Source organism: Halovivax sp., from assembly GCA_007119345.1.
In the GTDB taxonomy this organism is placed as follows: domain Archaea; phylum Halobacteriota; class Halobacteria; order Halobacteriales; family Natrialbaceae; genus Halovivax.
Genome location: SKPV01000124.1, coordinates 1 through 19,537, shown reverse-complemented (window position 1 = coordinate 19,537; position 19,537 = coordinate 1). Strand labels below are relative to the sequence as shown.

At 69.0% G+C, this 19,537-nt stretch carries 18 protein-coding genes; 11 read left to right on the top strand and 7 right to left on the bottom strand.

What is annotated here, in order from left to right:
- Window positions 1-125 precede the first annotated feature (125 nt).
- On the bottom strand, window positions 126-584 hold the full coding sequence (locus tag QZT59_RS08595; protein ID WP_290814278.1) for a DUF2267 domain-containing protein: 459 nt from the start codon (window positions 582-584) through the stop codon (window positions 126-128).
- A gap of 139 nt (window positions 585-723) precedes the next feature.
- Here QZT59_RS08595 and QZT59_RS08590 point away from each other — a divergent pair, with 139 nt between their 5' ends.
- Complete coding sequence (locus tag QZT59_RS08590) at window positions 724-1,212, top strand: hypothetical protein (RefSeq protein WP_290814276.1); 489 nt, start codon at window positions 724-726, stop codon at window positions 1,210-1,212.
- 51 nt (window positions 1,213-1,263) lie between these two features.
- On the opposite strand, the gene QZT59_RS08585 is transcribed toward QZT59_RS08590, so the two are convergent.
- The 4 genes from QZT59_RS08585 to QZT59_RS08570 form a co-directional block, all read right to left on the bottom strand.
- Complete coding sequence (locus tag QZT59_RS08585) at window positions 1,264-2,244, bottom strand: LLM class flavin-dependent oxidoreductase (protein WP_290814274.1); 981 nt, start codon at window positions 2,242-2,244, stop codon at window positions 1,264-1,266.
- Window positions 2,245-2,360: 116 nt separating this feature from the next.
- The gene (locus QZT59_RS08580) at window positions 2,361-3,368 is read right to left on the bottom strand and encodes an NAD-dependent epimerase/dehydratase family protein (protein ID WP_290814272.1); all 1,008 of its coding nucleotides are present in this window, start codon (window positions 3,366-3,368) and stop codon (window positions 2,361-2,363) included.
- Window positions 3,369-3,471: 103 nt separating this feature from the next.
- A complete protein-coding gene (locus QZT59_RS08575) occupies window positions 3,472-3,657 on the bottom strand; it encodes a hypothetical protein (protein WP_290814270.1) in 186 nt (61 codons plus the stop codon).
- Between the two features lie 77 nt (window positions 3,658-3,734).
- Window positions 3,735-5,372: an amidohydrolase gene (locus QZT59_RS08570; RefSeq protein ID WP_290814268.1), complete on the bottom strand. Its 1,638-nt coding sequence runs from the start codon at window positions 5,370-5,372 to the stop codon at window positions 3,735-3,737.
- Between the two features lie 144 nt (window positions 5,373-5,516).
- Between QZT59_RS08570 and QZT59_RS08565 the strand changes: the two genes are divergently transcribed.
- Both QZT59_RS08565 and hmgA read left to right on the top strand, forming a co-directional pair.
- Window positions 5,517-5,891 (top strand): hypothetical protein, encoded by a 375-nt coding sequence (locus tag QZT59_RS08565; RefSeq protein ID WP_290814265.1) that lies wholly within the window; start codon window positions 5,517-5,519, stop codon window positions 5,889-5,891.
- Between the two features lie 127 nt (window positions 5,892-6,018).
- Complete coding sequence (gene hmgA, locus QZT59_RS08560) at window positions 6,019-7,248, top strand: hydroxymethylglutaryl-CoA reductase (NADPH) (RefSeq protein WP_290814263.1); 1,230 nt, start codon at window positions 6,019-6,021, stop codon at window positions 7,246-7,248.
- Window positions 7,249-7,468: 220 nt separating this feature from the next.
- On the opposite strand, the gene QZT59_RS08555 is transcribed toward hmgA, so the two are convergent.
- Complete coding sequence (locus tag QZT59_RS08555) at window positions 7,469-7,843, bottom strand: hypothetical protein (protein ID WP_290814261.1); 375 nt, start codon at window positions 7,841-7,843, stop codon at window positions 7,469-7,471.
- A 407-nt stretch (window positions 7,844-8,250) separates the two neighbouring features.
- Here QZT59_RS08555 and ppsA point away from each other — a divergent pair, with 407 nt between their 5' ends.
- The 4 genes from ppsA (at window position 8,251) to metG (ending at window position 15,140) form a co-directional block, all read left to right on the top strand.
- Entirely contained in the window at window positions 8,251-10,593 is a 2,343-nt protein-coding gene (gene ppsA, locus QZT59_RS08550; RefSeq protein ID WP_290814259.1) for a phosphoenolpyruvate synthase, read from the top strand.
- A 571-nt stretch (window positions 10,594-11,164) separates the two neighbouring features.
- Window positions 11,165-12,250, top strand: coding sequence for a tyrosine decarboxylase MfnA (mfnA, locus tag QZT59_RS08545; RefSeq protein WP_290814257.1), 1,086 nt, complete (start codon window positions 11,165-11,167; stop codon window positions 12,248-12,250).
- 141 nt (window positions 12,251-12,391) lie between these two features.
- Complete coding sequence (locus QZT59_RS08540; protein WP_290814255.1) at window positions 12,392-12,721, top strand: hypothetical protein; 330 nt, start codon at window positions 12,392-12,394, stop codon at window positions 12,719-12,721.
- A 289-nt stretch (window positions 12,722-13,010) separates the two neighbouring features.
- The gene (gene metG, locus QZT59_RS08535) at window positions 13,011-15,140 is read left to right on the top strand and encodes a methionine--tRNA ligase (protein WP_290814252.1); all 2,130 of its coding nucleotides are present in this window, start codon (window positions 13,011-13,013) and stop codon (window positions 15,138-15,140) included.
- A gap of 57 nt (window positions 15,141-15,197) precedes the next feature.
- Here metG and QZT59_RS08530 read toward each other — a convergent pair whose 3' ends face one another.
- The gene (locus QZT59_RS08530) at window positions 15,198-15,485 is read right to left on the bottom strand and encodes a GYD domain-containing protein (RefSeq protein WP_290814250.1); all 288 of its coding nucleotides are present in this window, start codon (window positions 15,483-15,485) and stop codon (window positions 15,198-15,200) included.
- A gap of 121 nt (window positions 15,486-15,606) precedes the next feature.
- Here QZT59_RS08530 and pyk point away from each other — a divergent pair, with 121 nt between their 5' ends.
- The 4 genes from pyk to QZT59_RS08510 form a co-directional block, all read left to right on the top strand.
- On the top strand, window positions 15,607-17,397 hold the full coding sequence (gene pyk, locus QZT59_RS08525; protein ID WP_290814248.1) for a pyruvate kinase: 1,791 nt from the start codon (window positions 15,607-15,609) through the stop codon (window positions 17,395-17,397).
- A 150-nt stretch (window positions 17,398-17,547) separates the two neighbouring features.
- A complete protein-coding gene (locus QZT59_RS08520) occupies window positions 17,548-17,901 on the top strand; it encodes an adhesin (protein WP_290814246.1) in 354 nt (117 codons plus the stop codon).
- A gap of 219 nt (window positions 17,902-18,120) precedes the next feature.
- Window positions 18,121-18,708 (top strand): NfeD family protein, encoded by a 588-nt coding sequence (locus QZT59_RS08515; protein WP_290814244.1) that lies wholly within the window; start codon window positions 18,121-18,123, stop codon window positions 18,706-18,708.
- A gap of 144 nt (window positions 18,709-18,852) precedes the next feature.
- Window positions 18,853-19,537, top strand: a 685-nt coding sequence (locus tag QZT59_RS08510) for an SPFH domain-containing protein (protein ID WP_290814241.1), incomplete at its 3' end; no start/stop codon positions are given.

Genomic DNA, 19,537 nt, shown 5'->3' with positions numbered 1-19,537 from the left:
GGGTATCGAAACGACGGATGGAAACGGTTAGGACGGGGCGGTCGTCGTCGGTGCCGATCGATCCCGATACGGCGGGACGGTCGCGGAAGAGACGCTCTTCCGCGGGTACGGTCTCCTCGACCCCGTCACTGACGCGGTTCCCACGGCGGCGTCTCGACGTCGAGAAACTCGAACAGTTCCTCGAACTCCTCGGGGAGTTGCTTCTCGACGTCGGCGAGCCTTCCGCCGGGGACGATCTCGCACAGCAGCGCGACGACGGCCTTCGTCCGGAAGACCGCCTCGGAGCGATCGACTTCGACCGGAAACCCGTAGGACGTCGTCAGCTCGAGGTCCTGGTTGTTGAGTCGCATCAGCACGCGGTCGACGAACTCGTCGTAGTCGTACGTGTGGCCGTGATCGACCTGCAGCAGGTAGCGATCGATCTCCATCGGGAGGGGGCCGGCGACGTCGGTCGCGCCACCCTCCCCGACGCGCTCGCCGAGCGTCTCCAGCACGGCCCGGGTCGTCCGGACCGCCTCCGCCCGCTCGCCCGTCTCGATCCGGTGCTGTACCTCGCCCACGAAGTCGGTGTAGGAAGTCGCCATCGTCGGTCGATCCGTCCACCCAGTTCGTGATAAGGGCTGTTCAGCGAATCCGAACGGTGGTGCAGGCGGCGGTCCGCTCGGGCGACCGATCGAAGCAACCGTCCGGAGCGTATTTCTCCGTCGTCGGACTGTTCGGATCGTGGACCTGTCCGGTCGAAACGGCTCGGGCGGTCGCGCGGATCGACTCGTCTCGAACCCGGCCCGAATCGCCGCATTCGGCGGCGGCTGTCACGCTCTCGTCGTCCACTGGGTGTATTCGGCCGTCCGCCACGACCCGATCCCGAGGCCGGTTCTCCCGGCGGGACTGGACGCGTTGGTGATGGTGATCTACGCGGGCCTCGGACTCGTCCTCCTGGGAGCGGTACCGCTCTTTCTGCTGCTTCGAGATCGACTGGCCCTTCCGCTCGCGACCCACGTCGCGCTCTACGCGTGGGTCACCTACCGTAGCTGGCTGTCGCTCGCGGAGGCCCGAGCGATCGCGGGCGGGCCGGGGATCAACCCGCGGGCCGACGCGGTGTACGTCGGGTTCTGGTCCGCCCCGCTCCTCGTCGTCCTCCTCGCGGCCGTCCTCGAGCTGGCGCTCCGTCGCGCCGTGACCTGGGTTCGGTTGCGGACCCCACTCGAGTGACGAAGAGCTAGCGGAAGAGCGGATCGGCGGGATCGGCGACGTGGAACGCCGTCAGAACCGTACCGGCGCCGCGGCGTCCACGGTCCGCGGACCCAGCTCCGCGGCCGCCGGCGCCGGCACGACGATCATCGGGCGGTCGATCGGCGTCTCCGCGACGAGCGACCGGAGGCCGTCGCGCACTTCCTCGGGTCCTCCGGCGACGCCGAGGTCGTCGACCATCTCGTCGGTGACGGCCTCGGCCGCTGCGCTGCGGTCGCCCGCCCGCCAGGCGTTGGCGATCGAGCCCGCCTGGTCCGGGTACGCGGCCCCCACAGCACGCCGGTAGCCCTCCCCGCTGCCGACGTAGTAGGCGACGTGGTGTCGGATGGCGTTCCGGGCCCGCTCGGGGTCGTCGGCGACCGCCGTGGGAACGTACGGCGCCACCTCGATCTCGTCGCGAGCGCGGTCGCGCTCCGCGGCGGCATCGGCCACGTCCTCGAACGCGTCTTCCAGGGCGCTGAATGGAATATTGTGCGGGATCCAGCCGTCACAGAGCCGGCCCACCACGCGTCTATTGGCCGGGCCCAGCCCGGCGTGGTAGATCGGGACGTCGACGTCGAGTCCGGGAAACCTTCGGCTCTCCAGGAGCTCGCCGTCGTACGAGATCTCGCCCCCGTCCGACGTGAGCCGCCGGAGGAGTTCGATCGTCTCGTGGGCCCGCCGGACGGGACGATCGAAGTCCATCCCGTGGAGCCCCTCGACCGCGGTCGGCGTGCTCGTGCCCGTCCCGAGGACGAACCGGCCGTCGGACGCCCGCTGAAGCGAGGCGGCGGTCATCGCGAGCACGGCCGGCGTCCGCGAGAAGACGTTGAGGATGGCGGAACCGAGGCCGATCTCGTCGGTGGCGGCCGCCATCTCGGCCAGCTGGACGGCGGCGCTTTCGTTCCAGAGTTCGCCCACCCAAACCCGGTCGTAGCCGAGGTCCTCGGCGTTCCGGGCCATCTCCGCGGGATCGATGCCGCCGACCGCCGACACCAGCAGATCGAGTTCCATGCCCACAGCCTGCATGGGAGGTGGTAAAAATCGACCCCTCGTCGCCGCGGCGGTCGACGCCCGTTCGGCGCGACCGGATCGTCCGAGGATCGCCGCTTCTCACCCGATCGATCGCTTCAGATCGTGTCCAGCACCCCGAGCACGCGCTCTTCTTCCGCTCGGTCGGGTCCGTGCTCGCGGCCGGTCCGGTCCGACTCGAGGTGATCGGTCACGGCCCGCTCCATCGCGTCCGCCAGCGGCGTGGATTTCCACCCCAGTTCACGCACCTTCGCCGTCGAGAGGACGTGCGGCGGATCCCGGTACAGGACGAAGTCTTCGAGGGCGAGGTCGGCAGCCGCGAGCTCGCGCGGGCCCGCCGTCACGATCTCCACGCCGGATTCGTGGTCGGGGTCGACGGCGGCCAGCGACTCGTCGATCAGCTCGACCATCCCGCGCATGGTGACCATGCGCTCGTCGCCGACGTTGTACGCCTCGCCGGGCTCACCGGCCTCCGCGACGGTGCGCATGCCGCTCGCCACGTCCTCGACGTAGACGCGGTGCCAGATGTTCGTCCCGTCGCCGGGCACGACGACGCGGTCGAACCGCCGCACGCGGTCGATCCAGTAATCCAGGCGCGCCGTGTAGTCGTGGGGGCCGTAGACGATCGGCGGGCGGACGCTCATCGCCCGCACGCCATCCTCGGCGGCCGCGAAGACGGCGCGGTCGCCCTCCGCTTTCCGGGGTCCGTAGGTCTCGGACTCGTCCGCCGTAGCCTGCTCTTCCGTGCACTCACACAGTGGCGTGAAGTCCTCCCGCTTGGGCAGGTCCTCCCGGCCGTACGCCGCCCCGCTGGAGATGTAGACGTACGCGTCCACGTCGTCGAAGACGTTCGTCGCCTGGCGGACGTCACGCGGGAAGTAGGCGACGCAATCGAAGACGGCATCCGGCTCGACGGCGGCCGCGTCGAGGAGATCGCTGTCGTCGGTCCGATCACCCCGGACGTGGTCGACGGCGTCGACGTCCGCGAACGGGTTCTCGTGGTTCCCGCGGTTGAACAGCGTCACCTCGTAGTCGTGGTCGAGCAGCTCTTCGACGAGGTGGCGACCGATGAATCGCGTGCCGCCGATGACGAGCGCGTGGTCCATGTGGCGAGGCTGTCGGCGGGCGATGATAACGGTGCCGAAGGCGGAAGATCGAGAGCTCTCGTCGACCTTGGTCGAACGCTCAGTCGACGAACCGATCGAACGCTCAGTCGACGAACCGATCGAGCGCGAAGCTGCGAAGCCCGATCGAGAGCCCCATCGCGAGGATCAGCGTGACGGCGAGCGCGAGGAGTTCGTCGACGTCGAACGCGATCAGCGCGGCGTAGATCGACAGTCCCACGACGATGACCGCGACGATGATGCCCCCTCGAACGGCAGCCTCGGAAGTCATGTTCGGGCCGAGGGACAGGCCCACAAAATAGTTTTCGAGGTGGCGGACCGAGGCGTTCGGTGATCCGTGAGCACCGCTCACTCGCCGACGTCGTAGACGACCTCGCCGTCCACGATCGTCGTCGCCACGTCGATCTCGTGGATTCGATCCTCGTTCTCCCAGGGCGACTCCTCGAGGATCACGACATCCGCGCACTTCCCGACCTCGACAGTGCCCATCCGGTCCTCGTCGAAGCCCGCGTACGCCGCGCCCAGGGTGTAGGCCCGCAGCGCCTCGGTCACGGAGAGGCGCTGGGACTGTTCGGGCGCGGTGACGGCGTGGTGGACGCCCAGCAGCGGGTCCAGCGGCATGCAGTCCGAGCCGAACGCGAGCGGGACGCCCGCGTCGAGGATCGTCCGCAAGCGATTGGTCCGCTTCCGGCGCTCCTCCCCGAGGCGCTGGTCGTACAGGCCGCCGGGCCGGGCCCACTGGTGGAAGTTCGGCTGGACGGAGGCGACGATTCCGGCTTCGGCCATCCGTTCGAGGTGCTCGTCGGTCGCGAGTTCGGCGTGCTCGATGCGGTGGCGCGCGCTGTCCGCGTTCTCGGTCTCGGCGAGCACGCCGATCGTTTCGTGGACCGCCTCGTCGCCGATGGCGTGGACGGTCAGCTGGTAGTCGTGGGCCGCCGCGGTCTCGGCGACCTCCGCGAGCTCGTCGGGGTCGACGACCCACTGGCCGCGCCCGTCGCCGGCGGCGTCGGCGTCCGGGGTTTCGGCCGCTCCGCCGTCGGCGACAGCGTCCCCCTCGTCCGCTCCTTCGGTGGAGACGTCGTCCGACTCCGCGTCCGCCGGCAGGTCGTCGTAGGGCTCGAACAGCTTCGCCGTCCGGGCGCCGAGGCTCCCGTCGGTGAACGACTTGATCGCGCCGGTTCGAACGAACTCGCTGCCGGCGTTCGTCGCGAGTCCCGCGTCGATCACGCTCTCGAGGTGGTCGCTCCAGTAATCGATTCGGACGCGACAGTCGAGTTCGCCCTCGAGTTCGAGGTCCCGGTACACGCGCGGCGCGTGGGACTGGCGGACCTTGTCGTGAACGCAGGTAACGCCCAGCGAGTTGGCGTGGTCGATCGCCGCGGTGACGAGCTCCCGGGCCTGGTCGTAGTCCGCCTCGACGGCGTTCCAGACGGCCTCGGTGGCGTCCTCGACGACGACGCCCGTGGGCTCCCCGTCCTCGGTTTCGACGTCGTGATCGGGCATCTCGTCGACGAGTCGGTCGAGCGCGACCGAGTTCAGGGACGCGGTGTGCATGTCGACGCGCATCGCGACCACCGGGCGCTCTTCGCTGACGGCGTCCAGGTCCTCGCGCGTCGGATACCGCGTCTCCGGCCACGCGCTCTCGTCGTAGCCGAACCCGAGGACCCACTCCCGATCGGTATCGGCCTGCGCCGAGAGAGCGTCGATGGCGTCGTCGATGTCCGCGGCTCCAGAGAGATCGGCGTGAACCAGGTAGAGGCCCTGGCTCTCCATGTGCGTGTGTGCGTCCACGAATCCGGGGAGCACGACCCGCCCCTCGCAGTCGATCACCTCGGTCTCGACGCCCGCGAGGTGTTCGATCTCGTACGTGGAGTCGACGCGAACGATCCGTCCGTCGCGGATCGCGACCGCCTCGCGGGTTTCGTCCGGTTCGGCCAGCGTGTGCACGTCCCCGTCGAGGAGGACGAGATCCGCGGCGTCGGTCATGTCAGGGTCGGCGACTGCCACCGATAAAACGGTTGCGTCACGCGACGCTCGCTGGATTCGCGGCTCGTTCGCGTGCGGCGGTCACACCCCGGCGGCCCGGAATCGAACGAAACCGGTATCCGTGACCCATCGGAACCCTCCCCCATGAGTTCCCGCGAGGATCGGGTCATCGTCGCGACGATCGCCCTCTTCGTGCTCTCCCTTTTGATCTTGAGCTACGCGGAGTACGCCTTCGCGGTCGACATCGACAGGCCGATCGTCGCCTACCTCCTGTTCGCGGGAGTCGCCGTCGTCGGCCCGCAGCTCTACCTCGCGGCGACGAGCGACGACGTCCCGTCCCGGACCAGGGTCCGGTTCGCGGTCCTCGCCTCGCTGGTGCTGGCGATCGTCTTCGGCGGGACGAGCACCTGGGAGGAACGGCTCGTCGTGGCGATCGGCGTGGGTGGCTACGTCGCGTACGTCGGTTACGAAGCCGTCGCGGGCTACCGGAGCGGCGGCGGATCCGCGCGAGCGGAGTGAGCGTCGGCCGTGGATCCGTCGCCGACGGATCTGCCATCGACGCCGCCGAGGGAGATCCGGGTGGCGCCCGACGGCCTCCGGAGACGAATCAGCAACTGTTAGGACCCGTCCGCGTTTCGACCTACGCATGACCGATCCCGAGTCCCTCGCCGAGCGGGTGCGAGACGGGGAGCTACGGCTGCACGAACTGGAGGAACACGCGGACCACGAGACCGCGGCCGCGGCTCGGCGCCGGCTCGTCGAGCGGGAGACGGGCGCCGACCTCGAGACGATCGGCGACTTCGCGTTCGCCGCCGAGGAGACCGAGCCCAATATCGAGAACCTGATCGGCGGGGCGCAGTTGCCCATGGGCGTCGCCGGACCGGTCCCCGTCGACGGCGGGGCCGCCGACGGGGAGCACTACCTTCCGCTCGCGACCACCGAGGGTGCGCTCGTCGCCTCGGTCAACCGCGGGCTCTCCGTGATCCGCGAGGCCGGCGGTGCGGCGGCCCGCGTGACGAAAAACGGGATGACGCGAGCGCCGGTGTTCCGGGTCTCCGGCGTGGTCGACGCGGCAGAGACGGTCGAGTGGGTCGGTGCGAACGAGGACCGACTCCGGGAGGCCGCGGAGTCGACGACGAGCCACGGCGAGTTGCTCGGGATCGAACCGTACGTCGTCGGTGACTCTGTTTACCTCCGATTCGCCTACGACACCAAGGACGCGATGGGGATGAACATGGCCACCATCGCGACCGGCGAGGCCTGCAAAATCGTCGAAGCGGAGACGCCCGCCGAACTGGTAGCGCTGTCGGGCAACCTCTGTTCGGACAAGAAGCCGGCCGCGATCAACGCGATCGACGGTCGCGGCCGATCGGTCACCGCCGAAGTCGTGATCCCGGGTGAGGTTGTCGAAGCGCGCCTCAAAACCACGGCCGCGGGGATCGTCGAGGCGAACACGCGCAAGAACCTCGTCGGGAGCGCGAAGGCCGGCAGCCTCGGCTTCAACGCGCACGCGGCGAACGTCGTCGCCGCGGCCTTCCTGGCCACCGGCCAGGACGAGGCCCACGTGGTCGAGGGGGCCAACGCGATCACCACCATGGACACCCGTGAGACCGACGAGGACGGGTCGGCCGACCTCTACGCCAGCGTCTCGCTGGCCTCTCTGCAGGTCGGCACGGTCGGCGGCGGCACCCGCCTGCCGACCCAGGCCGAGGCGCTCGACGTGATCGGCGTCCGCGGCGGCGGCGATCCGCCGGGCGAGAACGCGGCGGCGCTGGCCGAAGTGATCGCCGTCGGCGCGCTCGCCGGCGAACTCTCGCTGCTCGCGGCGCTCTCGTCGAGACACCTCGCCAGCGCGCACGAAGAACTCGGCCGCTGAGCCGTACACGCCGGCAGCAAGCCCGCACGCGCAGGTAGCAGACCCGCACGTTCCAATCGACTCCGGTTGAGGACCGAAAACGCGCACCGTTCGAACTCGGTTCGAGCGACCGACCGAGATTGATCGGATAACCCGGTCGGACGCCCCGCCTCAGGGTGGAGCGGACCTCCTTCGGCGCGGGGCCGAACCGGACCTCCTTCGTCGCGGGGCCGAACCGGACCTACTCCGTTACGGGTTCACTCTCGCCCGCCGGTGCGTCGGCCTCCCGCTTCCGACGACGGGTAACGAGCGCGACGTAGACGGCCGAGAGGGCGAGGACGATCAGACCGACGATCACCTGGGTGCCGTCACCGGCGAGGACGAACACCCAGCCGATCCCGGCGCCCCCGAAGCCCCAGGTGAGATCGTACTCCCCGACGGCGGCGTGCAGCGCGGCGACCGCGACCAGGGTGAGCGCGAGGACCCAGCCGGCGACGGTCATCGAGTCCACGCCGACGATCGTCTCGTCGACGAACGTCCCGTACGCCAGGACGGCGATCATCGCCAGCAGGCCGACGCCGATGAACGTCCCCTGCAGATCCGCAGCCTCTTCCATACCGTACGGTCCGGATGAACCGGGATAGCGCTGGCGATTCGACGTGGACGGTGCGACCGAACCGTCCTGCTGAGAATCCAGCCGCCACCGGCGTTCGAGCGAACCGGTTTGTGCAGAACACGGTTCGTCAGAGACGGCGGATCGTTCGTCTCCGAGCGTACAATCCGTACGTCGAGCCGAGGACGCTCATTCGACTCCTCGAGCCGCGGACGATCCTTCAACTCCTCGAGCCGCGGACCATCGATCGCCCCGCTGAGGTCGATCGATGCCCCCGCGGAACGGCTCGGCGAGCTACCGTCGTTCGCAGGAATTACCGGAGTGTCGGAACACTCATTCGGTGACGAGTACCCGTTAGACCGGTCCCTTCGGAAGCTTCTTTATTCGCACCGTGTTCCGGTGAGATACAGATGGCTGTACTCTGGCTGGACGAGATCGGCGCCGACGACCTCGAGTCCGTCGGCGGCAAAGGCGCGTCCCTGGGGGAACTCACGGGGGCTGGGCTGCCGGTCCCGCCCGGCTTCGTCGTCACGGCGGGCACCTACCGATCGTTCATCGAGGAGGCCGGCGTCGACGAGGAACTGTTCGAGGCCGTCGACGTCGACGTCGAAGATTCCGCGGCGCTGGCCGAAGCGTCCGAGCGCGCCCAGGAACTCATCCTCGAGACGCCGTTCCCGGACGACCTGCGCGAGGAGATCGTCGAGGCGTATCGATCGGTCGGTGACGGGGAGGCCTTCGTCGCCGTCCGCTCGTCGGCGACGGCCGAGGACCTGCCCGACGCCTCGTTCGCCGGCCAGCAGGAGACGTTCCTCAACGTGAGAGAAGACGCCCTCCTCGACCGCGTCCGGGAGTGCTGGGCCTCGCTGTTCACCCAGCGGGCGATCTACTACCGCCAGGAGAAGGGCTTCGACCACTCGGTCGTCAACATCGCGGTCGTCGTCCAGCGGATGGTCGACGCCGAGAAGTCCGGCGTGATGTTCACGAGCCACCCCTCGACCGGCGACCCGACGATGATCCTCGAAGCCGCGTGGGGCCTCGGCGAAGCCGTCGTCTCCGGCGCCGTCTCCCCCGATAACTACGTGGTCGAGCGCGAGGATCGCTCGATCGACGTCACGATCGCCGACAAGAAGGTGATGCACGTAAAGGACGAGGAGACGGGCGAGACGGTCGAGCGACCGGTCCCCGACGAGCAGCGGGAGGCCCGCGTGCTCGCCGACGACGAGATCGAGCGGCTGGTCGAACTCGGCGAGCACGTCGAGGACCACTACGAGACCCCGCAAGACGTCGAGTGGGCGATCTACGACGACGACGTCTACATGCTCCAGTCCCGGCCGATCACCACCATCAGCGGCGGCGACGCCGCGGCCGGCGAGGGTGGGACCGTCGCCAAGAGCGTCACGGACGGCAGCGGGGGCGTCGAGGCGGCCGGGGCCGAGGGCGGCTCCGGAACGGACACCGAGACCGAACCCCCGGGCGCCGGCGAGCTCCTGGTCGACGGGCTCGGGTCGAGCCCAGGTCGCGTCTCGGGTCCGGCGCGACTCGTCGAGAAGCTCGACGACCTCGACAAGGTCCGCGAGGGCGACGTCATCGTCACGGAGATGACGACGCCCGACATGGTTCCCGCGATGAAGCGATCCACGGCCATCGTCACGGACGAGGGCGGCATGACCAGCCACGCCGCCATCGTCTCCCGGGAGCTGGGCGTTCCCGCCGTCGTCGGGACGACCAACGCCACGACCGTCCTCGAGGACGGCCAGCAGGTAACCATCGACGGCGACAAGGGACACGTCCTCGCCGGCGCGGCGGTCGACCCCGACGAGGAGGCCGAACCCGTCGAGGACGTTCGACCCCAGTCGCCGGTGAAGCCGATGACCGCGACCGAGGTCAAGGTCAACGTCTCCATCCCCGAGGCGGCCGAACGCGCCGCCGCGACCGGCGCCGACGGCGTCGGCTTGCTGCGGATCGAACACATGATCCTCTCGCTCTCGAAGACGCCCGCGAAGTTCATCGAAGATGAGGGCGTCGACGCCTACGTCGACGAGCTCGTCCAGGGCGTCCGCGGCGTCGCCGACGAGTTCTACCCGCGGCCGGTGCGGGTGCGCACCCTCGACGCGCCGACCGACGAGTTCCGCCAGCTCGAAGGCGGCGAGGACGAGCCCGCAGAGCACAATCCCATGCTCGGCTACCGCGGCATCCGCCGCAGCCTCGACCGTCCCGACGTCTTCGCCCACGAGCTCGAAGCGTTCAGCCGGCTGTACGAGATGGGTTACGACAACGTGGAGATCATGTTCCCGCTGGTCAACGACGCTGAGGACGTCTACCGCACGAAGGAGCTCATGACGGAAGCCGGCATCGACCCCGAGAAGCGGACCTGGGGCGTGATGATCGAGACGCCCGCCTCGGCCCTATGCGTCGACGAGCTCGCCGAGGCAGGCATCGACTTCGCCTCCTTCGGGACGAACGATCTCACCCAGTACACGCTCGCGGTCGACCGCAACAACGAGCACGTCGCGAACAAGTTCGACGAGCTCCACCCCGCGGTCCTCCGGCTGATCGGCGACGTCATCGAGACCTGCCGGGAACACGGCGTCGACACGAGCATCTGCGGGCAGGCCGGCTCGAAGCCCGAGATGGTCCGGTTCCTCGTCAACGCGGGCGTCAGCTCCATCTCCGCGAACATCGACGCGGTCCGGGACGTCCAGCACGAGGTCAAGCGCGTCGAGCAGAAGCTGATCCTGGAGTCGATTCGCTAGCCGTCCGACGAGCCGGTCGGCACCGGCCCGATCCGCCCCCGGCGGGACCGTCGAACGCTCGACGTCGGTTTCCGATATTTTCCGAATCGACGGGGTTCACGACACCCGGTACTCGTCGATCCGCCTCGTTCCGTGGACGGACGAGACGGGAACGGCGACGGTCGCGACCGTCACGGAGGTCGTCCCCTCCGGGACGGAGTGGCCAGCGCGGTCAGCACTCCCATCGTCGTCTTCCCCGCACCGTTCGGTCCGAGGAAGCCGCAGATGCTCCCCGAACCGAACGACGGCGACAGGTCGTGGACCGCTCTCACGTCGCCGCACACCTCGGTGAGACCGGTGACATCGATTTCCCCACGAGGAATGATAGCAGCGAATCGGTCGGGTAACTCCTGTCACTCGAATCGCACGCGTCGCGCTCGGCGGTTCGTCGAACGGCGCGACGGTCCGATCGGGCGTCGATCGCTCGGTTCTCCGGGCGAAGCGCGTGTTGGACCGACTCGGGGGAGCCTCCGCGACTTCTCGGCACCCGACAAACGGAACGAATAAACCGCCGATCGTTCTCCACCCGGTTATGCAGGCCGAGCCGCAGGCGTTCGACCGGGTCCTCTCTTCGATGTGCACGAAACCGCACCCGGCGGCGCGAGAGGCGGCCGAACGATTTCTCGCGACGAACCCCGGCGACCCGGGAACCTATCCGGCGGTGGCCGAGCTGGAAGCGCGAGCCGTCTCGCTCCTCGGCGAGGTCACGGCGCTCCCGGATCCGTCCGGCTACGTGGCCAGCGGCGGAACCGAAGCGAACATCCAGGCCGTCCGCATCGCCCGCGAGCGCAGCGACGCCCGTCGACCGAACGTCGTCGTGCCCGGGTCGGGCCACTTCAGCTTCCGGAAGGCGGCCGACCTCCTGGGGGTCGAGCTCCGGATCGCCCCGACGGACGACGACCGCCGGGCGGACGCCGAGGCGGTGTGTCAGTGCGTCGACGACGAGACGGCGCTCGTGGTGGGCGTCGCGGGGAGCACGGAGTACGGTCGCGTCGATCCGATCCCGGCGCTGGGGGAGATCGCCCGGGATACCGACGCCCTCTTCCACGTGGACGCCGCCTGGGGCGGCTTCGTCCTCCCGTTCGCCGACCGCCCGTGGAATTTCGCCGACGCGCCGGTGGACACGATGACGATCGATCCCCACAAGATGGGGCAGGCAGCGGTGCCCGCCGGCGGGTTGCTCGTCCGCGACGAGCGCCTGCTCGACGAGCTCGCGGTCGACACGCCCTACCTCGAGACGACGGCCCAGGCGACGCTCACCGGCACCCGGTCGGGGGCGGGCGTCGCGAGCGCGGTCGCGGCGATGGAGGCGCTGTGGCCGGCGGGATACGCCGCCCAATACGAGCGCTCGAGAGCGAACGCGGCGTGGCTGGCCGGCGCGCTCGCCGATCTCAGCTTCGACGTGGTGGAGCCGACGCTCCCGATCGTGGCCGCGGACGTGTCCTCGGGCGCGTTCGAGGCCCTCCGAAACGAGGGCTGGCGGCTCTCTCGGACCGGCGCCGGCGAACTCCGCGTCGTCTGCATGCCCCACGTGAGCAGAGCGATGCTCGAATCGTTCGTCGACGACCTCGCGGCGATCACGGGACGGGCGTCCGCGCCCCTCGCGAACGACCACTGAGAGCGGCCGACGCCTCGCGAAGTCTCGAATTTGGACCGGCAACCAGTCGACGCCACGCGATCCCCTCTCACGTTCGTCCGAGCCGATCTGCGCGTCGTCGGGACCGATACACGTTTGCGCCTCCCGTCGAAAACGCGGCGCATGGACCTGGATCGGCTCGACCTGGTCGCGATCGGCGGAATCCTGTCGATCGTCGCGCTGTCGCCGGTCCTCGAGCGACCGTTTCTGGCGGCGATCCTCGCCGGATTCTTGCTCTCGGTGTCGACGTGGCGACTCTACGGCGGTCGGCCCGCGGAGTCGATCGCCTGGCTGATCTGGGCCGGGGCCGCCGTCACGCTCGTCGTCGTCCCGCCCGGTCCCGTCGCGGTTGCGGGCGTCGCGGTCGCCTTGCTGGTCGGCGCCGCCCTCCTCTTCGCGAGTCGGCGGGCGCGGTCGCTCCTCGCCGAGGCGCACGCGGAACCGGCCGAATGAGGGGTGTCGATCGGCGTTCGATCCGTCGGACGGTAACGCTTAACCGGCTCGGCCCGGAACTTGCCACCGACATGTCGACGCGACGCGATCGGCCGGGCCGTTCGATGCGTTCCCAGCCGTAGCGTCGCCAGGCGGAGTCGTCGCGGACGGCCGGTCATGCGGCCGCGGACCCCGGCGACGAAACCCGGTTCTCCGGACCCCGACTTTCAGCGAGACGTATCGCGCGACGACCGAGGACGAAACCGGCGGGTTTTACGCCCGCCGGGGCAACACGCACGCAAGGAAACCCATGAGCCACGACGACTACCCGACGGACGAACCCGCCGTGGTGACCTGCGGGCTGCCGTACGCCAACGGCGACCTGCACATCGGTCACCTCCGCGGATACATCGGCGCAGACGCGTTCACCCGAGCACTACGGACGCTGGGCCAGCAGTCAGCGTACGTCTGCGGCTCGGACATGCACGGGACTCCGGTCGCGGTCAACGCCGAGAAGGAAGGCGTCGACCCGGAGGAGTTCGCGCTGGGCTGGCACGAACAGTACGAGGAGACCTTCCCCCGGTTCAACGTCGAGTTCGACAACTACGGCCACACTCACGACGAGACGAACACGGAACTGACGAGAGAGATCGTCCGGACCCTGGACGAGGAAGGCTACATCTACGAGAAAGAGATTCAGGTCGCCTACGATCCCGAGGCCGACCAGTACCTGCCCGACCGGTACGTCGAGGGGACCTGCCCGTACTGCGGCGAGAAGGCCCGCGGCGACGAGTGCGACGAGGGCTGTCAGCGCCACCTGGAGCCCGGCGAGGTCGAGAATCCGACGAGCGCGATCACGGGTAATCCGGCGGAGTACCGCGAGCGCCCTCACAAGTTCTTCCGGGTCTCGGAGTTCGCCGACTACCTGACCGACTTTCTCGACCAGCTCGAGGGCACATCGAACGCGCGAAACCAGCCCCGGCAGTGGATCGAGGACGGCCTCCAGGACTGGTGTATCACCCGCGACATGGACTGGGGGATCGACTATCCAGGAGGGGACGGCGAGACCGGTGACCTCGTCCTCTACGTCTGGGTCGACGCACCGATCGAGTACGTCGCTTCGACGAAGCAGTACGCGGAGCGCGTCGGGAGCGACGAGTACGACTGGGAGCGAGTCTGGAAGGACGAGGGCGAGATCGTCCACGTCATCGGCCGGGACATCATCCAGCACCACACGATATTCTGGCCGGCGATGCTCGAGGCGGCCGGCTACAATGCGCCCCGAGCCGTCGCCGCGACCGGTTTCATCACGATCGGCGGGAAGGGCCTCTCGACGAGCCGAAACCGGGCGGTCTGGGCGAGAGAGTACCTCGACGAGGGCTTTCACCCGGACCTGCTGCGGTACTACCTGACGACCACCGGCGGACTCCAGCAGGACGTCGACTTCACCTGGGAGGCTTTCCAGGAGAAGGTCAACGGCGAGCTCGTCGCCACGGTCGGCAACTTCTGGTACCGCTCGCTGCTGTTCGCCCACCGGAACTACGAGGGTACCCCCGACGCCGACGTCTCCCCGGAGGTTCGCGATCGCATCGAGGACGCGATCGAGGAGTTCCGCGAGGCGGTCAACGACTACTCCGTGCGCGAGGTCGGCGGCGCCGCCACCCGGCTGGCCCAGTACGGCAACGAGTACATCCAGCGCAACGAACCCTGGAAGCTGGTCGACGAGGAACCGGACGAAGCCGAGCGGGTCATCCGCGATTGCGTCCAGATCGCGAAGGCGGTCGGCGTGCTCATCGAGCCGATCGCCCCCGGCAAGGCGCAGGCGCTGTGGGAGCAGATCGGCGAGGACGGCGGCGTTCGCGACCTCACGCTCGAGGACGCGCTCGACGCGCCGCCTCGCTCGTTCGATCGGCCGGAGGAGCTCTTCGAGAAGATCGACGACGAGCGCGTCGAGGAACTCGAGCGCAAGCTCGCCGAGCGCGTCGAGGCGGCGGGGACGGACGAGGCGGAGACCGGTGCCGCCGCCGACGCGGCGAGCGCCGACACCGAAGACGAAACCGAAACTGAAGACGCCTCCGCCGACGAAGGCGGGGACATGAGCGAGCTCGAACCGCTGCTTGAAGGGCGCATCAGCTTCGAAGACTTCCAGGATCTCGACATCCGGGTCGGCCGGATCGAAGCCGCCGAAGGGATCGACGGCGCCGACGACCTCGCGCGCCTCGAGGTCGACATCGGGTTCGAGACCCGCCAGGTTGTCGCGGGCATCAAGCAGCTCCACGACCTGGACAAGCTCCCCGGGGAGAAGTGCGTCTTGCTCGCGAACATGGAGCCGGCGGAACTGTTCGGCGTCGAATCCGACGGGATGGTCCTCGCGGCGGGCGAGCAGGCGGACCTGCTGACCACTCGCGAGGACGCCGATGTCGGCGAAAAAGTTCGATAGGACTCGCACGTCGGGTTCGAGAGCGCGTTCGAACCCGCGACGAGGCGACGGGCGCAGTTAGATATCCTCGACGAGCGTCGAGAAATCGTCCGTGTCTACGACTTCCATGGTCTGGCCCGAGAGGCCGTGTCGACGGAGCGTCAGCGCGGTCTTGAACGCACCCTCCCGGTCCGGCACCTCGAAGATCACGAGGAAATCGTGTTCGCCGAGGATCGCGTAGGCGTCGACGAGCGTCGCTTCGTGGTCCTCGATCTCGGACCGGATCTCTCCCCAGATCGACGCGAGTTCCTGGGCGTTCTGGACGGTCCGGTCGTCGGTCTCGATGAGCGAGGCGTACAGGGGCACGGCCTGGGGTACTTCCCTCCGATGGAAATTCCTTGGGCCGGCGCTCGCCCGGGCGAAGAGTACTTACTACGCACCGAGTCAATCACGCACCTTTTTGCGAGGGACGGGCGTAGCCTCCGCCATGAGAAAGGCGAAGATCGTCTGCACGCTCGGGCCGGCCTCGAGCGACCGGGAGACGATCCGGGCGCTCGCCGACGCCGGGATGTCCGTGGCCCGGCTGAACGCGAGTCACGGGAGTACCGCCGACCGAGCCGAACTGGTCGAGACCGTGCGTCGCGTCGACGAGGCGATCGACCGACCGGTCGCCGTGATGCTCGACCTCCAGGGACCGGAGATCCGAACCGCCCCGCTCCCCGACGGCGAGACGGTGACCCTGGATACCGGCGCCGAGGTGCGATTCGTCGAGGGGGAGGAGGCCACGGACGAGGAGATCGGCCTCTCGCTTCCGCTATCGGGAGTCGCCGCGGGCGACCGGATCCTGCTCGACGACGGACGCATCGAGACGACCGTCCGGGCGGTCGAGGCCGACGCGATCGTCGCCGACGTCGACAGCGGCGGCAGGCTGGCCGGACGGCAGGGGGTCAACGTCCCGGACGTGGACCTCGACCTGGAGACGGTGACCGCGGACGACCGCCGGGAGCTCGAACTGGCGGCCGAAGCGCCGGTCGACTTCGTCGCCGCGAGCTTCGTCCGCGACGCGGCCGACGTCTACGAGGTGAGCGAGGTGCTCGAGGAGTTCGGCGCCGACGTGCCGGTCATTTCGAAGATCGAGCGCGCCGGCGCCTTCGAGAACCTCGACGAGATCGTCGAGGCCTCTCACGGGATCATGGTCGCGCGCGGCGACCTGGGCGTCGAGCTCCCGATGGAGGACGTCCCGATGATCCAAAAACGGATCATCAGACGCTGCCGCGAGGCCGGGGTCCCCGTGATCACCGCGACGGAGATGCTCGACTCGATGGTCAGCGCGCGCCGGCCGACCCGGGCCGAGGCCTCCGACGTCGCCAACGCGGTGCTCGACGGAACGGACGCGGTGATGCTGTCGGCCGAGACGGCGATCGGCGACCACCCGGTGCGGGTCGTCGAGACGATGGACAGCATCGTGCGCGAGGTCGAGCGGTCCGAGGAGTACGCGGAGGTACTCGAGGGCCGCGTTCCCGGTTCCGGCGAGTCTCGGACCGACGCGCTCGCCCGGTCGGCCCGGTACCTCGCGCGCGATATCGGCGCCGAGGCGATCGTCACGGCGACGGAGTCCGGCTACACCGCACGCAAGACCGCAAAGTACCGCCCGGCGATCCCCGTGGTCGGCTCGACGCCCCACGACGACGTCCGCCGCCAGCTGGCGCTCGCCTGGGGCGTCCACCCCGTCTACGCGCCGGTCTCCAACCAGAGCGCCGACGCGGTCATCGAGAAGGCCGTTCAGGCCGCCATCGACGCCGGGGTCGCGGCGAGCGGCGACACCGTCGTCGTCCTCTGCGGGATGATGACCGATCTCGAGGGCGCGAACACCACGAACATGCTGAAAGTCCACGTCGCGGCCGACGCGCTGGCGACCGGCCGGGTCGTCGTGGACGGCCGGGCGACCGGTCCCGTCGCGCGGACGAGCGACGGCGACCTCGCCGACGTGCCGGCGGGGGCGATCGTCGCCCTCGACGGCGACTTCGCGGACGAGTTCCGGGGCGATCTCGACAAACTCGCCGGCATCGTCGACGCGCGCCCGGGCATGACCGGATACCCGGCGCTGATCGCCCGCGAACTGGAGATCCCGATGCTAAGCGGCGCCGACTTCGGGGACGTCGAGCCGGGAACCGTCGTCACGATCGACGGCGATCGCGGCGTGGTGTACGAGGGTCGTATCGAGAGCGCGCCGGATCGCACCTCGAGCGACGACCCGCGCGAGCGCCGGTCTCGGTGAGAGCGGAGCATCGCGCCAGCCGCGGCCGACGCGATCGGACGGGATCGCGTCGCCGCCACCCCGCTCCGCCCGCCGGCGGGTCGTGCGACGATGCGCTCGGCGCCACCCGCGGACGGCGTCTTTTTCACGGCGGCGACCGTAGCGCGGTGCATGACCGAGCGGCCGGACGAGGACGACGCGAACGAGACGACGGAGCCGACCGTCCCACCGACGCCGGACGGGCGCGACGGTGAGCACCCGCACGGTTTCGAGTTCGACCGCCCCGATCGGATCCCGATCGATCCGGACCGCACCGATACCGGCGGATCGACCCGCGACGACGGAATCGGCACGACCGGCGACGAGGACGCGACCGGCGACGACGATGACGAGTACCGCTACCCGGAACCGAGCTCGACCCCCGTCGAACCCGGCGCGGTCGAGCCGGAACACGCCGCCTTCGTCGTTCTCGGCGCGCTCGCCATGCTCGCGGTGCTGGCACGGATCGCCGGTATCGCCTTCTGAACGGGGCGCACGCCGCCGATCGGGTCGGGGCTACTCTCGCTTCGGTTCGAGCCGGATCGATGCGTTCGAACGCGCCGACCGTGGATGGATGTCTCCGCGCAAGTGGAAACCGACCGTGGATGGATGTCTCCGCGCAAGTGGAAACCGCCTCCGGCACGCGACGGCGACGCGGGCGTCGGTCGGTAAACACTTAATCGGGCCGAGACCCAACTGTCGGGTATGCTCGAATTCCTCGTGGACAACGTGGCCCTCGTTCTGGTCGCGGCAGGACTCGCCCTCATGGTGGTGGAGGCGATGTCCCCCGGCGCCTACTTCATCGTCATCGGCGTCGCCCTCGCGGGCGCGGGCCTGATAGGGCTGTTGATCCCCGGCGGGCTCGACATCCTGGTTCTGGCCGGGCTCACGCTCCTGATCGGCTTCGCCGCGACGTGGGTCTACCGCGAGTTCGACTTCTACGGCGGCAAGGGGAAAGCCCAGACCAGCGACTCGAAGACGCTCGCCGGCGCCACCGGGTACGTGACCGAAACGGTCACGCCGCGAGGCGGCGAGGTGAAACTCGACAGCGGCGGCTTCGCCCCCTTCTACTCGGCACGGTCGACCGGTGACACGATCGAGGAGGGCTCCGAAGTCATCGTTCTGGATCCGGGCGGCGGGAACGTGCTCACGGTCGAGGACATGAACGCCATCGAGTCCGACGAGATCGACCGGGCGCTCGCTCGCGAAGCCGCCGGCAGCGACGGAGACGACGAGGACGCCGCTCGGAACGACGCGTCCGACGCCGAAGTCGAGACCGAACGATCCGAGTGAGCGAGCCGCCGATCCAGTGACCACCTCGACGGTCGAGAACGGCGGCCGGCGATCTCGGCCGCGGGGTCGAGACTGACGGCCCTCGAGGATTTCTTCACCTACAGAAACGGCAACACTTTTGCCCGCGACCTCGTAACGTCCGACATGGTCGAAACAGCGATCCTGCTGATCAGCGCGCTCGTATTCGTCGTGGTGATCGCGGCGCTGCTTAGCGCCGTAGAGATCGTCAACGCGTACGAGAAGCGGGCGCTCACGGTGTTCGGGGAGTACCGGAAACTGCTCGAACCGGGGATCAACATCGTCCCGCCGTTCGTCTCTCGAACGTACATGTTCGACATGCGGACCCAGACGCTCGACGTCCCGCGGCAGGAGGCGATCACCCGCGACAACTCGCCGGTCACGGCCGACGCGGTCGTCTACATCAAGGTGATGGACGCCAAGAAGGCGTTCCTCGAGGTCGACGACTACAAGAGGGCGGTCTCGAACCTCGCCCAGACCACCCTCCGGGCGGTGCTCGGCGACATGGAGCTCGACGACACTCTCAACAAGCGCCAGGAGATAAACGCCAAGATCCGGACCGAACTCGACGAACCCACCGACGAGTGGGGGATCCGGGTCGAGAGCGTCGAGGTCCGCGAGGTCAACCCCTCGAAGGACGTCCAGCGCGCGATGGAGCAACAGACCTCCGCCGAGCGCAAACGCCGCGCCATGATCCTCGAAGCGCAGGGTGAACGGCGCAGCGCGGTCGAGAAGGCCGAAGGTGACAAACAGAGCCAGATCATCCGTGCACAGGGTGAAAAGCAGAGCCAGATCCTGGAAGCCCAGGGTG

Excerpts from the sequence above, each read along its gene's own strand:
- QZT59_RS08595 (WP_290814278.1), bottom strand. The coding sequence starts at position 584 with ATGGCGACTTCCTACACCGACTTCGTGGGCGAGGTACAGCACCGGATC.
- QZT59_RS08585 (WP_290814274.1), bottom strand. The coding sequence starts at position 2,244 with ATGGAACTCGATCTGCTGGTGTCGGCGGTCGGCGGCATCGATCCCGCG.
- QZT59_RS08580 (WP_290814272.1), bottom strand. The coding sequence starts at position 3,368 with ATGGACCACGCGCTCGTCATCGGCGGCACGCGATTCATCGGTCGCCAC.
- QZT59_RS08575 (WP_290814270.1), bottom strand. The coding sequence starts at position 3,657 with ATGACTTCCGAGGCTGCCGTTCGAGGGGGCATCATCGTCGCGGTCATC.
- QZT59_RS08570 (WP_290814268.1), bottom strand. The coding sequence starts at position 5,372 with ATGACCGACGCCGCGGATCTCGTCCTCCTCGACGGGGACGTGCACACG.
- QZT59_RS08565 (WP_290814265.1), top strand. The coding sequence starts at position 5,517 with ATGAGTTCCCGCGAGGATCGGGTCATCGTCGCGACGATCGCCCTCTTC.
- hmgA (WP_290814263.1), top strand. The coding sequence starts at position 6,019 with ATGACCGATCCCGAGTCCCTCGCCGAGCGGGTGCGAGACGGGGAGCTA.
- QZT59_RS08555 (WP_290814261.1), bottom strand. The coding sequence starts at position 7,843 with ATGGAAGAGGCTGCGGATCTGCAGGGGACGTTCATCGGCGTCGGCCTG.
- ppsA (WP_290814259.1), top strand. The coding sequence starts at position 8,251 with ATGGCTGTACTCTGGCTGGACGAGATCGGCGCCGACGACCTCGAGTCC.
- mfnA (WP_290814257.1), top strand. The coding sequence starts at position 11,165 with ATGCAGGCCGAGCCGCAGGCGTTCGACCGGGTCCTCTCTTCGATGTGC.
- QZT59_RS08540 (WP_290814255.1), top strand. The coding sequence starts at position 12,392 with ATGGACCTGGATCGGCTCGACCTGGTCGCGATCGGCGGAATCCTGTCG.
- metG (WP_290814252.1), top strand. The coding sequence starts at position 13,011 with ATGAGCCACGACGACTACCCGACGGACGAACCCGCCGTGGTGACCTGC.
- pyk (WP_290814248.1), top strand. The coding sequence starts at position 15,607 with ATGAGAAAGGCGAAGATCGTCTGCACGCTCGGGCCGGCCTCGAGCGAC.
- QZT59_RS08520 (WP_290814246.1), top strand. The coding sequence starts at position 17,548 with ATGACCGAGCGGCCGGACGAGGACGACGCGAACGAGACGACGGAGCCG.
- QZT59_RS08515 (WP_290814244.1), top strand. The coding sequence starts at position 18,121 with ATGCTCGAATTCCTCGTGGACAACGTGGCCCTCGTTCTGGTCGCGGCA.